The sequence below is a fragment of the Polyangiaceae bacterium genome (assembly GCA_016715885.1).
Classification (GTDB): Bacteria; Myxococcota_A; Polyangia; order Polyangiales; family Polyangiaceae; genus Polyangium.
Genome location: JADJXL010000001.1, coordinates 808,998 through 822,822 on the forward strand (window position 1 = coordinate 808,998; position 13,825 = coordinate 822,822).

The following is a 13,825-nucleotide window of genomic DNA, read 5'->3' on the forward strand; positions in this document are numbered from 1 at the left end:
CGGTGTCAATTCACTCCGCCGCAGCCGGTTCCGCCGCAGCCTTTTCGTTTCGTATACCGAGCTTCGTTTTCGCGTTCTCGATGGCCAAATAGAACGCCGGCACCACCACCAGCGACAACAACGTCGAGCTCACGACGCCACCAATGACCGAAATCGCCATCGGCGCTCGGAATTCGCTCCCATCCCCCGTTGATGTCGCCGTCGGCAACATGCCCAGCACCATTGCAGCGCTCGTCATCAAGATTGGCCGAAGCCGCTCCGGCCCAGCTTCGAGAATCGCTTGAAGCGGCGTTTCACCATGCTCGCGCACCCGCACAATCGCTCGATCCACCAGCAGAATCGCGTTTTTCGTCACCAGCCCCATGAGCAGGATGATCCCAATCATCGCACCCATGGCCATCGACGTATCCGCCAAAAAGAGGCCCAGAATCGCACCCACCAGCGCCAGCGGCAATGTCAGCATGATCGTCAGCGGATGAATGAAGCTCTCGAATTGCGACGCCAGCACGAGGTAAATGAAGATCACCGCGAGCAGCATCGCCGTGCCCATCGACTCGTTCGTGTCGCTCATCTGCTTCACCATGCCGTCATAAAACACCGTCGTGCCGGCTGGTTTTTCCAATGCGTCGATTTTCGGCTGAAACTCCTTGACGAGGTCGCCCAGCGTCCGCCCCCGAGGCGTCGCCCAAACCGCAATCTGCCGACGCCGATCCTCCCGCTCGATCACCTGCGGCCCCTCGCCCTGCTCGAGCCTTGCGACATCCGCAAGCGCTACGGCACCCTTTGGCGACCACAGCGTCAATCGTTCCAAATCCGTCGGATTCGCACGATCCTCCGGCCGCATACGCACCCGAATCGGCACCTCGTCTTTGCCCTGACGCAACTTGCTCGCTTCTTCTCCTTCAATCGCCGTGCGCAACGTCATCGCGAGCTGCGCCACGCTGATGCCTTGATCCGCCGCGCGTTGTCGATCCACCTCCACCCGCATCTCTGGCCGCCCCGGCGTGAACTTCACCTGCACATCCGTGATGCCCGGCGTCGCTCGCAAGATCCCACCGATGTCATTCGCCACGCGACCGATCTCATCGTACGACTCGCCACGCACCAAAATCATGATCGGTGCCTGCACCCCCGCGCCTTCGACGAACGCCGGATCCGTGATGACCACCGATGCATCCGGAATCGCATTCCCGACCTCGCGCACTTGGTCTTTGATCTGCGACAGCGTCACCGTCCGGTCGTTCTTCTTCGACGTCAGAATGCGCCAGTGAACCTTGTTCACCTCGCCGTTCGGTCCCAGCGTCGCATACACCGTCCGAATCTCTTTGTTCTCCAATAATTTCTTTTCGGCTTCGTACGATCGACGCGCCGTCTCCTCCAGCGACGTCGCTGCCGGAAACTCCACCTCCGCCATCATTTCACCGCGATCTTCGGCGTTCACGAAGTCCGATCCCATCAGGCCCATCAGCATCCCCGACCCCACGAGCGACGCGAGCGCCAACAGGCCCACGATCAGCTTGTGTCGCACGACCCACTCGAGCATCCCTCGGTACGCATTGTCCATCGACGAAAACAGCCACTCGAAAGGCCGCTTCAGCCACGCGAACGAATCTTTGGCGCCATGCGCAATGGTCTTTGAAAAACGCGACGACAACATCGGATCGATCGTGAACGCGACGAACAGCGACACGAGCACCGCGCCCGACACCGTGAGCCCAAACTGCCTGAAAAACTGACCCACGATGCCCGTCATGAACGCGACCGGAACGAACACCGCCACGATCGTCATCGTCGTCGCGAGCACGCTCAGGGCAATCTCTTTCGTCCCGTTCAGCGCAGCCTCCATTGGAGGTTCCCCGCGCTCGAGATGCTTGAAGATGTTCTCGCGAACCACGACCGCATCGTCGATCAAGAGACCAATCGCGAGCGACAGGCCGAGCAGCGTCATCATGTTCAGCGTGAAGCCGAGCACGTACATCAAGAAAAACGTCGACACCACGCTCGTCGGCAAAGCGACCGCACTGATGAGCGTCGATCGCAGATCCAGCATGAAGATCAGGATGATCAGGATCGCCATCGCCCCGCCGTACCAAATGGCGATCTGCACCTCGTGCGCGTTTTCCATGATGAACGTCGACTGATCCATGATCAGCGACGTCTTCAAATCTTCGGGGAACCCTTTTTCGATCTCGGCGAGCTTCGCGCGTACTCCGTCGGCAACTTCCACCGTGTTCCGACCGCTCTGCTTGATCACCTCGAACGCGACCGCTTCATCCGTGTTCACGCGGATCCGCGTCCGCATTTCCTCGAAGCCGTCTTGCACGTCGGCCACATCGCGCAGCCGCACCGATGACCCGTCTTGCGACATGGCCACCACGATGTCGCGCAGTGCGTCGACTTCGCCGAGCTCCCCGATGGCTCGAACGCTGATTTCCTTTTCCCCGGCTTCGTAACGACCCGCAGGTACCGTCAAGTTGGCCGCTTTGATCGCGCCCACGATCTGCGCCGGTTGCACGCGAAGCGCGTCGATCCTCGCGCGATCCAGCAGCACCTTCACTTCGCGTTCGGCGCCGCCGCGAATGTTCACCGCCGCGACTCCATCCACTTGTTCGAGCGCTGGACGAATCACATCATCGGCGAAATTGCGGATTTCACTGAGCCCCCGCCGACCTCGCAACGTGTAAATCAACACCGGTACGGCATCGGTATCGAGGCGCGAAATGACGGGTTCTTGGATGTCGTTCGGTAGCTTGAACCTCGCCTGTGCGACGCGTTCGCGCACTTGCGTCGCCGCTTCCTGAACATCCACGTCGAGCTTGAAAATGACGACCGTCGTCGACACCCCCTCGCGCGAAAACGAACGCACCCGATCGATCCCGTTCAGCGAAACCACCACGTCTTCGATGGGCTTGGTGACTTGTGTCTCCATCTCCGCCGGGCTCGCGCCGGGGTAGATGATCGTCACGCTCACGACCGGAAATGCAACGTTCGGAAAGAGATCGGTCCCGAGTTTCTTGTAGCCGACGATGCCCAGCACCAGCAGCGCAACGGCCACCATCACCGTGAACACGGGCCGCTTGATCGCAATTGCTGAAATGTTCATGCCAATTCCTCGAACGCAAAATCAATCGTCGGGGCAAACTTCACTTTGCCGCGGGAGCAAGGTCGATCGCGTCGCCTTCTTTCGTTTCGCTTCGCGGACGAGCGACCACGCGATCGGATGCATCGAGCCCCTTGCGCACGTAAATCGTTCCACTCGCGCCGTTCGCGAAAGACACCCGCACGAGGTGCGCTTTGCCGTCTTTCACGACCACCACTTCATCCTGCGATCCTGGACGAATCGCCGATCCGGGCAGCTCCAAAGCGTCCACCGGCTGCTCCGCAACCACCTGCGCTCGCACGAACGAGCCTGCCAAAAGCCCTGAATCCGTACCGTTCGGGATCTCGGCCACGAGCGGCACGCGACGCGTTTGCGGATCGAGCGATCCAAGCACCGCCGTCACCTTTCCCGTCGCGTTTGCCGCACCTTCGATGGTCACCGTCGAGCCAACGACGACGACACGTGCATCGCTCTCCGAAAGCGACGCTGATAGTTTGAGCACCGACGTGTCCTCGATGTGAAAGAGCGGTTCACCCGGCCCAACGATCCGGCCGATGCCTGGGGGAACGCGCGTCACGAGCCCTGCGAAAGGCGCGGTCAACGTCGCGTTCGACAGCGTCACCGACACGGCCTTTGCTTGTGCGCGAGCTTGTTCGAGCTGCGCTGCGGCGAGCAAGGCGCGTTGCGTCGCCGTCGTCTTTTCCGCTTCGGCGATCGCGTTTTGTTGAAACAACGTGTCGGTGCGCTTTTGCCCGTCTTTGGCCATGTCGAGCGAGATCTCGGCGACCTTCACGCCCGTTTGCGCGACGCGTGCTTGCGCTGCTGCTTCCGCTGCGTCGATGGTGCCGAGCACTTGCCCCGTCTTGACCGTATCGCCGCTCTTCACTTTGATCGCCAAGAGCCGCCCGCCCATCTTGAAGCCCACATCGGCTTGCTGAATCGGCTCGAGTGTGCCGGTGATGTCCACGCGCGGCTGCCACTTCGTCGGCATTGGCGAGATGATCTCGACGCCCGTCGCCGTCACCGTGGGAGCCTTTGCATCAGCTCCTGCGGCGGCCTGTGTGGTTTGTCTCGACGCTTCGAGCTCTTTGTTTTGCGCGACTTTCGCCTTCACGCGAGCGCCGACGAGCCCTGTGATGGCGATGGCCATGAGAATTGCGAACACAGCCCACCCGTTGAACTTGCGAGGCGATGCAGTCGTATTTGTCGCCGTATTCATTTGGATTTTGCCTCTGCTTGCGGCCAGCGTGGAGCTTTGGCCGCGGAATGCATTTTGACCTTCTGGTCAAGAACCGTGCTCACGCCGGGCGGGAACAGGCCTCGCGTGAGGAGATCTTGGGCTTGCCTCGCCCAGCCTTCGATGTCGGGTCGTCGCGGTTGCTTGATGAGCTCGCGGACGAGACGTTCGTACGTACCTGAAATGAGTCGCGCGACGATCGTCGGATCGATGTCGCTGCGGTAGATACCCATCGCGACGCCGTGCGCGATCCAAACTTCGCTTTGCTGCACGATGCCTGCGGCGAATTCGTCGATGAGGTACGCGTAGGGTGAGCCGCCGCCACCATCGAGGATCATTTTCATGATCCCACGGTTTTGCCAGCAAAACTCGAACAGCTCGACGCTCTCTTGGAGCCTGCCTTCGAGCAGTTTGGGTACGTCGCTCGGGCCCGTGACGGTCTCCCGAGCCGGATGTCGAGCGGCGGTGGCGAGCCTTGCGAGGACACCTTCGACGATCTGGCGAAAGCAGTCATTTTTGCTCTTGAAGTGAAGATAAAAAGCGCCCTTCGACACACCTGCGCGCGACGTGATTTCCTCGACTTTGGCCGCAGCAAGGCCGCGATCCGAGAACACCGCTTCAGCGGCGCGGAGCAGAAGGATACGAGTGCGAGGATCGGCGACGCGAGGCATTATTGACCGGCCGGTCACTATGGGGAGACCGAGCGGCCTGGTCAAGGGGCGAGTGGAGCGTGGGCGGAGTGGCTCGCCTCATAGGTGGCGAAGTGTATTAAAAATTCCCCGAAAAGACGACTCCGCCGTGGGCGGGCGAAAACGTCGGTTGCACGATGAGGCTCGTTTTCGTAGTTTGCTTGGGCGGATTTTGCTTGGCCGAGTGCCAGCGGATCATGCCCACGGCCGCCGTGCCGAGCGCCATCGCTCCAAGTGACGTCATGCCCAAAAACAGCCCGAAACTGCGATTCTTGCGCTCGTTGTCTGCGTCGGGGTGATAATACGAATTGCGCGGGCAAAGCATATCTTCACCGCATTGCTCGACGAGCTTCCGTTCGGCATCGACGCTATCGAGCTTGAAGCCAACGCCGGCACCGATCGCTACGAGCCCGATGCCGCCGACGACCGTTTGCCATACTGGAAACCCTCGTTTCTCCGCAGGTTTCGATGCATTCGGATCCAGATCCCACGAGGGCACGGCGGACGGTGACGAGCTCTCCGCCGTCTCGATAGGCGCCGAAGAATCCGATTGCGAATCGCGCGTAGGAAGATTCAACAATTCCCGAATGGGCATTTCGTGGACTGCGCCGGCATCGATGTCGATGGTGCTTCCGCTACGCCGAACGCCCTTGGCGAACGCGACGACTTGGTGCATGCCGGGGTCGACGTATCGAGGCTGCTCGAGTTGTGCCGATTCGATGGCGACCCCGTCGATCTCGACGCGCAAATCGTAACCGCTCGCGAGTGATTGAGGTCCCGTGAATTTGATTTGTCCAAGCTTTGGGCGCAGCGCATCCGCTCGTGCCGATGCTCTTTGACTCCGTTCCTCTTGGCCTTGCTCTCGTGCTGCCTTTTCGACGAGCACGAACGTCGCGTAGGCATTCGCGAGTTTCCCATGTTCTTCATGACATTCGGCCAGCGTGAACTTGGCGCCCAATCCGTCGGGCAGCATTTGCGTCACGCGCTCGATCATGGGACACGCTTTTTCGTAATCGCCGGCGTCCATTGCGGCAACTGCATCGTCGTAAAGGACCTTCGGATCGGGCGGCTGCTCCGTTTCATCGGCAAAAGCCGACGAGGGCAGAACGAATAGTGACAAACCAATCATGAAATGCACGCGCATGGTCGAATTCACCTCTCTCGGGAATCGTTCAGTAAATGCTTTCGCGGCGACCATTTTCATGGGCCGTGCTCGTGGCGCCCAATGCCGAGGACGGCATTCGAATGCCCTGTGTCGAAGATTCCATGAAGTAGCGAATTCTGCTTCGGGGGCAATCGACGTACCAGGGAACGCCACCCGACGAGCAACGTCATTCACGGAGCGGTACGTGCTCGACGCCTGCTTGCGTGTGATGAGCGCACATGGGTCAGTGCGAAGCGAGGTCCCATGAGCATGGGCGATCGCCTGCGTCGGATCGAAATCCCGCCGAGCGATGGCCCATTTACATTTCGGTCATTTGAGAAATTTCTTTGCAAGGGGCGATTGACGTCCATGTCAATCGGCCGTTTCGTCCAGGTTTGGCACCTGACGTGTACGCCAAGGGAGGATTTGCTGTCGGGAAAGCAACCTTGCGTCCACGTCAACCGGGGATTCTGGTTGGCAAGGCGCATCTTCCATCTCTGGAAGGTGGGGATCCCGGACGCGTTTCGTCGCCTTGCGTCTCGGTAGAGTCGGGTTTCTGGTGGGCGAGGGCGACTTGCGCCGGTGTAAGGTGGAGATCCTGGTCGGGAAGTCGAGCCAGCGTCTCGGGAAGGTGCGGTTTTCGCTTGCGCGAGCGCGTTGACGACCTCCGACAAACCTCTGGAGTTCGCGACGCAGTGGCTGTACCCTCGCGTTTGTCATGGCGACGAGCTACCTCTTCACGCACAAGCAAGAGCAGAACGAATGGCGCGTTTTGCGCCTGGAAAAACACCTCTTGACCGACATCCGGTGGCGTGACACCGACTCGCGTAATCGCGTGGTTCAAGAATTCGCGAGCGCCGCGGAGGCGGCGGCACACGTCGAGTGTTTCGTCGCGCTTCGTAAACGTGCCGGATACCGCGTACGTGAGGTGGAGCAAGCTTCCGACACCATCGTTCTTCCTCCTGAGCTGACTGGCCGTCCGCTCCGCAGGTGGCTTTCCAAGACCGATCGGTCGCCGGGTCGATTCGTACTCGTCGTGGATCGCCGTATGTCGAGCGAGACGCTTGCGAAAAGCATCGATCGTATGCAGCAAGAAAAGCTTCCGATGGTGGTCGCCGATATTTCATCGCGGACACCACCGACCGAGCGCTTGAGTCGAGCGTTCATTGGCAAATCCCTGCCCACCGTCCGCAGCTTGGTCGTCACCAACATCATGCCTGTGAAGCATGGGTTTCAACACGGGGACATCAGCACCGTCTTCGTAGCGATGCCGAATCTACAACGTGCAATGGTGAACGGGGATTTCGAGTTTCGCCCATTCGAGCACTCCGCATTGAACGAGCTGTGTATGCTGAGCGAACCGCTACGCAACTCACCCGTGGAAACGCTTGGACAGTGCTCGTTGCCGGGCCTCCAAAAGCTCGCAATCATGCTTCGCGAGGAGGTGCGCAGCGAATGTCATGACAAAGCGTGTGCCATTGCATTGTCGACGCTCGATGCCCCGCGCCTCGAATGGGTACGCGTTCGGGGCATCGAGGACATTACGGTGTTCCTCGATGAGCTTTCGAGCCGAGGTTTGCCGCCGTCTTTGCATACGTTGTGGCTCGAAGGGGAAATCAGCGACGAAGATGCATTGCTCGACGTGCTCGAGCGGCATGCCGACGTGCTCCGCACGCTCCGCAGCCTTTCGCTTCCGCTGCTGGACGAGGTGTCATCGTGTGCAGCGGATCGCGTAAAAGAGATCCTTCCGTGTTACGAGGACCGAAGCAACGAATTGTATATATTTCCGAATACGATAACCGAAGCGTGGTGATGTCACGATTTCCCGTCGTATCTACGTCGTTCGTCGGCGCTTGTGCGTCCACGATCGCGGAGCGGCCACGGATACTCCAGCGCTTTGAGCCTTCCAATTTCGTCGTACGCGATCCGCGCGGTAAACGATTCTCCACCCACGATTTTCGGCGTGCTTACGCTGTTGGTACGTGGCATCTTTTCAGGAGTCAGGCATCTTTTCAGGAGCCAACCACCCGGCACGGCGCAGCTTCTTGCGGGTGTGGGCATTTATCTGCTCCGCCACCTGTAAAGCGAAATCGCCTCGCTCCAACGCCAGCGCCACGCTGACAAACCCGTCGGCACGCCGCACGGGTAGCTGCGCCTTGTTCAATGCCTGCGCCAATTGGAGTAGGAAATCAATGGCGCGCTCGTCTCGCTCGTTCTGCCAGATGTCTTGGTTGGCCGCTGCGCACATCGCTTCGAGCTCCGGCGACAGCTTCACGTCCAGCTCGTCCCACTGCCACTCACAGGGATTCCAGATGGCTTCGAGACCATGATCGCCATGGGCTTGCATCAGCCGCTCGCGCTCGGGAACCGTGTTCAGGGAGACCAGAGGAGGCAGCATATGCTCATATGCGGCCTCCATGTACTTCACCGCCAGAACGTACACTTCTTCGTTGACGCCAGTTCGCGCAATCGCGTCCAGGATGGCGGCGGTCAATCCCTGTAGCAAATCGCGCTTGCGCGCTTTCAAACTGGTTTGTCGTGTCGGACGCTCGAAGTCTACGATTCGCCTGCCATCGGGGAAACACCAGTGGATACGTACGATCCGTCCCGTCGGGTCGTATTCGAGCTCGTGCCAGTCTTCGAAGGTCTGTGACGGCGGATTTATTACGCGACGATCACGACGCACCATCTGCCCCCGGTTGTTGTACTGTATCCGCCCGACCAACTACACCCGACGCCTGCCGTGCACGTGCTACGCTCAACGCGGACGCGTGCATCGCGCACACGCATGCGCTTTCTGCGCCGGCGTCAGATCCTGCAAACAAAAAATTCTTTCGACCTAGCGCAACCCAACGTAATCGTCTTTCGGCTTCGCCGTTGTCGATCTCGAATTGGCCATCCGAGAAGCACCGACGCCACGCAGCTTCTTGCTTTTCAGCGTACCGCGCCGCATCGTAGAGCGGTGTTTTCGGAATCGCTTGCGGCTTGACGTCGCGAATCCATTGATAGAGCTCGTCCACGAGCGGCACGCTGCGCAACGTCCTTTGCGCGAGCCGATCTTCGCTGGAAAGCTTGTGCTCCTTGTATTCGCGCTCGAGGTTGTAGATCGCCTTGAAGAAATTGATCGCCACGGCCGCTCGGACATCGCCGAGCTTCGCAGCTTCCTCGAATTTGCGCCGAATGTGCATCCCGCAGCCGAGACGACGCTCTGCCGGAACGATCTCCGTATCGCCATCCATGGCATCTCGAAGCGCTTTTTCATACCCAGCGTACCCGTCGCCTTGCAAATGGCCGCGGAAACCATCGAGAAATTCTGCCGGCCCATCCGCCTTCCAATTCGGCGTGTAGTGGAATGCGACGAGTCCCGCCCCCGAATACGCCCACAAGTGCCCTCGTTTCACGCCATTTGGATGGTCTCGCTCGAGCACCGGCAAACCCGTGTCGTCCGCATTGATGTACTGGGATGCAATCACCTTTTCCGCGACGCGCCCAGCAACTGAGCGAGCACATCGAGCGCAAAAGCCGACCAGTCTCCGATCGTCGATGTCGACAGCGGTACGCCCATGCGCGCGAATTCCTTGCATTGCCGATAAAGCGGCATGGAATCCTCGCACTTGTCGACGACGATTTTCGCGAGCAGTCCCGAGCCGGGTCGCCCTTTATCCATGACTTTTTCGCCCGGCGCCACCACCACGCCCTTATCACAAACGCCGCACACGAGTTTTTCTCGAAGCTCCTCGATGACCACGACTTTGGCCGGAATGAAGTCCAAAATCTGACTCTTGACGTAATCCATGCACGTCTTGTCAGCGCCACACGCAGCACATTTTCGCAGCTCTTCGGGCACGGCAATCACCTTCTGTTGCCGAGGCAAGTTGCTCGGCAATGGATTGCGGCCCTTGTGGCCTTTGAGCGGCTTGGGCGCGGGCGGTTTCGGTGGTGCGGGTGGCGGCGCTTCGGGTGCATCTTCGCCGAGTTTCGCGAGCATTGCCTTCAGGTCTTCGGTACTGATTTTCTCGCTCTTGCGCCCGTACAGTGAGCGCAACGCCTTTTGCAACCGCATGGCGAGCGCCGTGTTTTCCTCTTTGACCCGCAACAAAAGGTCCATGACCAGCGCGATGAGCTCGTCGATGCGGCCTGCTTCGGCCATCGCCTGGAGTTTGGCGCGTACGTCGGCAAGGTCATCGTGGCGTGAGTTTGTCGAGGGGAAGACATGAGCGCCCCGTACCGGATGGCGCTGCGAGTGGTTGAACAGAACGACAAACTTTCTGTTTGTCGCCGGAGTTTTCCCACGATTTGAGGGCAAACCACAAGATGTGGCGGTCAACTTCAGGCAGCATTGTCCGCGCGGCGCACGAGCCTGAAGCGTTTGCGTCGCTGTGCATCGCTCAAGTCGATACCTTCGAGGAGCAATCCCAGCTCGGCGGCGTCGACTTCGACGTGACGAGCGCTGGATGGTACGGGCATTGGCAGGTGAAACCGGCCCTGGGCAAGCCGCTTGGCGAAGATGCAATATCCGGTGCGATCCCAGAAAAGGACGCGGATCTGGTCCCCTCGACGGTTCTGAAAACAAAAAGATGCCCTGACGCCGGGTCTTCGCCGATGACTTGCATCACGGCGGCGGACAAACCATCGAAGCCTTTGCGCAGATCCGCAGGCGCCGCAGCCAAATAAATGCGCAATGCCGGCGGAAGCGTGAACATTATCGCATCGCCCTTTCCTGCAGCACATCGAGCACTCGGCGAAGCGTCGTATCGTCGAATCCCGGCAAGACGCGCACTGTATTGCGATCGTCGACAACGATATCGACGTGCTGGTCATGTCCCTGCACGAGCCCGCAATCTCGCGAGACGACGTGAGGCAGAAATGCGGGTGCGGCAGAAGTCTGCGCGGCATGCTCGTCGTCGAGCAAGCCATCTTTTCTCAGCCGCCAACGCCACGAGTGAAGCGAATGCGCCTCGACACCAACGCGCGCACCAAACTCGGTTGCCGTCTCGCCACTACGTTTCCACTCTTTTACAAGCTTCGCCCATTGCGATGCGTTTCTCCGTGCCATCCCGACCTCCTGTCGCGGCCAGGATCATAGTGCAATCTCGAGGGCCCGCTCCGGTGCGGATGGCCGGATGGTTACGTTGTACTGGTAGGTTTTCGTATGTGCGCCTCCCATGGCATAGACCGAATATTGCGCGACGATGCGGCTTTCATGGATGGCGAACCACTCCACGTTGATCCAGTCCTTCTCGGCATTGTAGCTGTAGAGAACTGCCATGATTCCGTTCGGCTCATGCACGTAAAATGTCTCATTATACATCCCGGGAAAACCTGATTGTTGTCGCTCGACGACGACGCGTCCTTCGGCATCATAACCGTATCCAAATGCACTCGTTGGCGGGTCCGGTTCACCAGGGAGCAACTTCCCGCGCGGGAAGTTTCCAATCTCGAAATGCGCAGGTTCATATGAATGGCGCGCGAATGACGCCCATTCCCAACGGACGACTGACGACGTTCGGCCGCGGCCTTCAACGTCGCATATTCCGTCGGGGCTCTCGCGGCCATTGCCTCGACCGTTTCATGCCGTCCACGTCATTCATCGCCCTTGCCTGTCCACGTAATGATCGTCATCGCAATGGTGACACGGCACACTCGTGATGGGTCGAATCTCCGGACAACGTCGTCGGAAGCGATGGCCGATCTCCAGGCCGATAGTCTCCACCATGCTTCTGGTGGCGAATCGTATCAAATAACGCCCAAAGATCTCCTCGGATGTAAAGGCCAACCGCATCTTCACTGGCATTCCATCGCACGCAAACGTCTGCTTCCTCAAAGTCGGCCGACTCTGCCACGATGCGAATTGCGCCTACGACCTTTTTGCACTCGTTGCCCCCAACTTCATAGAGATAGAAGTAGCCTGTCTGGCCATCGTATTCAAAATATGCCAGCGAGATCGCCATCAGAGCGCATGCTGCTATCAAAGATATCCGCCGACATCGGCAAACCTTTCATGGGTGGTTCTTTTGTAGTTCGCGCCAAGCCGATGCTCGGTGCGGCTCATTTGCGTATGTCACCATCTGGCGTTCGATCGACATGGTGTAATTCCATTGATGGCCGTCTGGTCCTTCGGAGCTTGGCCCTTCTCCATTTTGCTATGTCATCAGCACTGTATTTACGGATTTCTTTTCGCTTCAGCCTTCCAGAAGGCTTCACGCTCCGCCTTGAACGCCGCCCGATCGATTTTTTGATGCGGCCCTTGGGTTTTTTGCAGGGTTGGCGCCTTCGGCGGCCCCTCGTCGTCTTCGCGCCCTTCCACGTGATGATCGTCATCAGGATGGTGACGCCCACCCTGTCGCCGCCCGACCCATTCCGACGTAATCATCCCTGTCGTACGCATCGGCGCCTTCGATCACGTCGATGGCCCCCCGTATACAGCGGATTCACCTCATTGACTGCATCAGCCATCCGTTCGCCTGCACCGTCGAGCGACCCGCTGCCTGGTTTGCGCGACCTGCCGGTGATGCGGGTGCACCGACGAGGTTCATCAGCACTCCCAATCCAGGCTCAGGGCGATTTTGACACCCCCGTTCGCCCGCGCCTTCGACGAATCGCGCCAACGGTGACGGCGCCGCGTCCTCCGTCACCTGCGCATTCGGCTGCGTGCTGCCGCCATTGCCCGTCGTATCGACGTCATCCGACGCCGGTCTTTGCACCAACGCCGTCCGCCTCGCGTTGTGGCGCATGCCATGGCGCGCGTCTTGCTTCAGCCCGAAACTCGTCGCTCGGCTGAATGGGATCATCCAAAGGCGGCATGTCCGGATAAGGGGCTGGTGGACGATGCCTCGCCATTGAATCCGCTAGATCCACGAATGCAAGCGGATTGTTCCAGACGTAGCTGTATACGCGTTGAAGCTCTGCCCATTGTAAACGTTCGCGATGATCGGATCGGTGGAACGAATCGCCCGATGCGCGGATCAGGCTTCCTCGCCACAACGCGCGCCGGTGCATGCACGGAATGTCGATATGCCGCGTCATTAGCCGCTTCTTATTGCGCGAAATCTTGTTCAGGTCCGGCGGTGGCCATGGGATGTAGTCGAATGGAGGGCGTGTCGAATGCGCGCCGCAAGCTCGGCCGCTTGCTTGCATTAGTGATAACGATGAACACCCGCTTTCACGGTTATCCGCGACAGCGGCTTGCAGACCTCCTTGCACATCTGCTCGACCCCGGGCGGGGACACGCGCATCTCGTGCGTCTTGTCGTGCAACCATTCGCGCTTGAAGAATACCTGACCGGAACCAAGGCGGCGCACGCCTGCTATGTCTTCATCACCTTGGAAATACAACGAGATTGCTGACATGTTGATGCCCGCACGGACCACTTATTTACCCGCATTGGCCCCAGCGTTCAGGAGCATCAACTAATGCCATCCACCACCCAATCGGGTCGAAAGAGATGTGGAGCACACCCACCCGAAAACCACTGCAGATCCTCGGGCATTCTCGGCCGCGTCCTCGCTTCCAGAATGTTCGGCAGCAGCATGGAGGCCGATGGAATCGGCAAAACGCAAGACACTTTCGATGTCCTCGCGCGCATGAATGAATCCGTTTGTCCGGCATGTTTATACTTTCCCCACTCCGAGGGCGGCCTCTGTATGCACTTCGAT

Annotated in this window: 15 protein-coding genes and 1 pseudogene; 1 reads left to right on the forward strand and 15 read right to left on the reverse strand. The window is 59.3% G+C overall.

Going from position 1 to position 13,825, the window contains the following annotated elements:
* Window positions 1-10: 10 nt before the first annotated feature.
* The 4 genes from IPM54_03315 to IPM54_03330 all read right to left on the reverse strand — a co-directional run bounded on the left by IPM54_03315 (window position 11) and on the right by IPM54_03330 (window position 6,170).
* Window positions 11-3,103 carry an efflux RND transporter permease subunit gene (locus IPM54_03315; GenBank protein ID MBK9258848.1) on the reverse strand — a complete coding sequence of 1,031 codons (3,093 nt, stop codon included), beginning with the start codon at window positions 3,101-3,103 and terminating at the stop codon, window positions 11-13.
* Between the two features lie 40 nt (window positions 3,104-3,143).
* Entirely contained in the window at window positions 3,144-4,319 is a 1,176-nt protein-coding gene (locus tag IPM54_03320) for an efflux RND transporter periplasmic adaptor subunit (protein ID MBK9258849.1), read from the reverse strand.
* Entirely contained in the window at window positions 4,316-4,951 is a 636-nt protein-coding gene (locus IPM54_03325; GenBank protein MBK9258850.1) for a TetR/AcrR family transcriptional regulator, read from the reverse strand. The genes IPM54_03320 and IPM54_03325 overlap by 4 nt, the downstream gene beginning before the upstream one ends.
* Before the next feature lie 154 nt (window positions 4,952-5,105).
* Entirely contained in the window at window positions 5,106-6,170 is a 1,065-nt protein-coding gene (locus tag IPM54_03330; GenBank protein MBK9258851.1) for a hypothetical protein, read from the reverse strand.
* Window positions 6,171-6,888: 718 nt separating this feature from the next.
* Between IPM54_03330 and IPM54_03335 the strand changes: the two genes are divergently transcribed.
* Window positions 6,889-7,983: a hypothetical protein gene (locus IPM54_03335; GenBank protein MBK9258852.1), complete on the forward strand. Its 1,095-nt coding sequence runs from the start codon at window positions 6,889-6,891 to the stop codon at window positions 7,981-7,983.
* A gap of 180 nt (window positions 7,984-8,163) precedes the next feature.
* On the opposite strand, the gene IPM54_03340 is transcribed toward IPM54_03335, so the two are convergent.
* The 11 genes and pseudogenes from IPM54_03340 to IPM54_03390 form a co-directional block, all read right to left on the reverse strand.
* A complete protein-coding gene (locus tag IPM54_03340) occupies window positions 8,164-8,859 on the reverse strand; it encodes a hypothetical protein (protein MBK9258853.1) in 696 nt (231 codons plus the stop codon).
* On the reverse strand, window positions 8,846-9,754 hold the full coding sequence (locus IPM54_03345; protein ID MBK9258854.1) for an IS66 family transposase: 909 nt from the start codon (window positions 9,752-9,754) through the stop codon (window positions 8,846-8,848). Before IPM54_03345 ends, IPM54_03340 begins: the two co-directional genes overlap by 14 nt.
* The gene (locus tag IPM54_03350; GenBank protein MBK9258855.1) at window positions 9,640-10,320 is read right to left on the reverse strand and encodes a transposase; all 681 of its coding nucleotides are present in this window, start codon (window positions 10,318-10,320) and stop codon (window positions 9,640-9,642) included. The genes IPM54_03345 and IPM54_03350 overlap by 115 nt, the downstream gene beginning before the upstream one ends.
* A gap of 179 nt (window positions 10,321-10,499) precedes the next feature.
* Window positions 10,500-10,873 (reverse strand): annotated as a pseudogene (tnpB, locus tag IPM54_03355) (IS66 family insertion sequence element accessory protein TnpB).
* On the reverse strand, window positions 10,873-11,226 hold the full coding sequence (locus tag IPM54_03360) for a hypothetical protein (protein ID MBK9258856.1): 354 nt from the start codon (window positions 11,224-11,226) through the stop codon (window positions 10,873-10,875). The pseudogene tnpB and the gene IPM54_03360 overlap by 1 nt, the downstream one beginning before the upstream one ends.
* Window positions 11,227-11,250: 24 nt before the next feature.
* Window positions 11,251-11,439 (reverse strand): hypothetical protein, encoded by a 189-nt coding sequence (locus tag IPM54_03365; GenBank protein ID MBK9258857.1) that lies wholly within the window; start codon window positions 11,437-11,439, stop codon window positions 11,251-11,253.
* A gap of 349 nt (window positions 11,440-11,788) precedes the next feature.
* On the reverse strand, window positions 11,789-12,121 hold the full coding sequence (locus tag IPM54_03370) for a DUF2251 domain-containing protein (protein ID MBK9258858.1): 333 nt from the start codon (window positions 12,119-12,121) through the stop codon (window positions 11,789-11,791).
* Between the two features lie 212 nt (window positions 12,122-12,333).
* A complete protein-coding gene (locus IPM54_03375; GenBank protein MBK9258859.1) occupies window positions 12,334-12,558 on the reverse strand; it encodes a hypothetical protein in 225 nt (74 codons plus the stop codon).
* Window positions 12,559-12,601: 43 nt separating this feature from the next.
* Window positions 12,602-12,874, reverse strand: a complete 273-nt coding sequence (locus IPM54_03380; protein MBK9258860.1) for a hypothetical protein — start codon at window positions 12,872-12,874, stop codon at window positions 12,602-12,604.
* A complete protein-coding gene (locus IPM54_03385; GenBank protein MBK9258861.1) occupies window positions 12,852-13,196 on the reverse strand; it encodes a hypothetical protein in 345 nt (114 codons plus the stop codon). Before IPM54_03385 ends, IPM54_03380 begins: the two co-directional genes overlap by 23 nt.
* 110 nt (window positions 13,197-13,306) lie before the next feature.
* On the reverse strand, window positions 13,307-13,519 hold the full coding sequence (locus IPM54_03390) for a hypothetical protein (protein ID MBK9258862.1): 213 nt from the start codon (window positions 13,517-13,519) through the stop codon (window positions 13,307-13,309).
* Between the last annotated feature and the right edge of the window lie 306 nt (window positions 13,520-13,825).

Coding starts and splice junctions, on each gene's coding strand:
- IPM54_03315 (MBK9258848.1), bottom strand. CDS start 3,103: ATGAACATTTCAGCAATTGCGATCAAGCGGCCCGTGTTCACGGTGATG.
- IPM54_03320 (MBK9258849.1), bottom strand. CDS start 4,319: ATGAATACGGCGACAAATACGACTGCATCGCCTCGCAAGTTCAACGGG.
- IPM54_03330 (MBK9258851.1), bottom strand. CDS start 6,170: ATGCGCGTGCATTTCATGATTGGTTTGTCACTATTCGTTCTGCCCTCG.
- IPM54_03335 (MBK9258852.1), top strand. CDS start 6,889: ATGGCGACGAGCTACCTCTTCACGCACAAGCAAGAGCAGAACGAATGG.
- IPM54_03340 (MBK9258853.1), bottom strand. CDS start 8,859: ATGGTGCGTCGTGATCGTCGCGTAATAAATCCGCCGTCACAGACCTTC.
- IPM54_03345 (MBK9258854.1), bottom strand. CDS start 9,754: ATGCAAGGAATTCGCGCGCATGGGCGTACCGCTGTCGACATCGACGAT.
- IPM54_03350 (MBK9258855.1), bottom strand. CDS start 10,320: ATGGCCGAAGCAGGCCGCATCGACGAGCTCATCGCGCTGGTCATGGAC.
- IPM54_03360 (MBK9258856.1), bottom strand. CDS start 11,226: ATGGCACGGAGAAACGCATCGCAATGGGCGAAGCTTGTAAAAGAGTGG.
- IPM54_03365 (MBK9258857.1), bottom strand. CDS start 11,439: ATGGCAGTTCTCTACAGCTACAATGCCGAGAAGGACTGGATCAACGTG.
- IPM54_03370 (MBK9258858.1), bottom strand. CDS start 12,121: ATGGCGATCTCGCTGGCATATTTTGAATACGATGGCCAGACAGGCTAC.
- IPM54_03375 (MBK9258859.1), bottom strand. CDS start 12,558: ATGCGTACGACAGGGATGATTACGTCGGAATGGGTCGGGCGGCGACAG.
- IPM54_03385 (MBK9258861.1), bottom strand. CDS start 13,196: ATGACGCGGCATATCGACATTCCGTGCATGCACCGGCGCGCGTTGTGG.
- IPM54_03390 (MBK9258862.1), bottom strand. CDS start 13,519: ATGTCAGCAATCTCGTTGTATTTCCAAGGTGATGAAGACATAGCAGGC.